Origin of the sequence: Sphingobacterium kyonggiense (assembly GCF_039536825.1) — a bacterium.
Taxonomy (GTDB): Bacteria; Bacteroidota; Bacteroidia; order Sphingobacteriales; family Sphingobacteriaceae; genus Sphingobacterium; species Sphingobacterium kyonggiense.
Genome location: NZ_BAAAZI010000014.1, coordinates 1 through 510 on the forward strand (window position 1 = coordinate 1; position 510 = coordinate 510).

General features: G+C 47.3%; 2 tRNA genes and 1 rRNA gene. All 3 read right to left on the bottom strand.

Annotated features, from left to right (window positions below):
• Window positions 1–148 precede the first annotated feature (148 nt).
• Window positions 149–222: transfer RNA gene (locus ABD676_RS16595), tRNA-Ala, on the bottom strand.
• Window positions 223–240: 18 nt separating this feature from the next.
• A tRNA-Ile gene (locus ABD676_RS16600) sits at window positions 241–317 on the bottom strand.
• A 130-nt stretch (window positions 318–447) separates the two neighbouring features.
• A 16S ribosomal RNA gene (locus ABD676_RS16605) occupies window positions 448–510 on the bottom strand; the annotation flags it as partial.

The following is a 510-nucleotide window of genomic DNA, read 5'->3' on the forward strand; positions in this document are numbered from 1 at the left end:
CCGTGGCGCATCGTCCTCTGTTGTCTTCTCTTGTGTCTCTTTTCTTCCAATATGTCAAAGAACTCTTTGTTCTGGTACCGAGTATTCAGTATTTGGTATTTAGACCGTGGTCGCATACCCAATAACCGCATTACCGGACCTGAACTCGTGGAGAATAACGGATTCGAACCGTTGACCCCCTGCGTGCAAGGCAGGTGCTCTAGCCAGCTGAGCTAATTCCCCTTTCCATTTAATCTTTAATGGTAGTCCCGAGCAGATTTGAACTGCTGACCCCTACATTATCAGTGTAGTGCTCTAACCAACTGAGCTACGGGACTAGCTTATCTGTTCATCTCTTCGAAGGGATGTTCCATTCCTGACCATTAGGTCGGGTAGGTACTTTCTTCTGAGTTTTTCTTTTTATAAACGATCATATGTTGCGCAGTCGAGCCGGAAATCGGGCTCTAGAAAGGAGGTATTCCAGCCGCACCTTCCGGTACGGCTACCTTGTTACGACTTAGCCCCAATTAC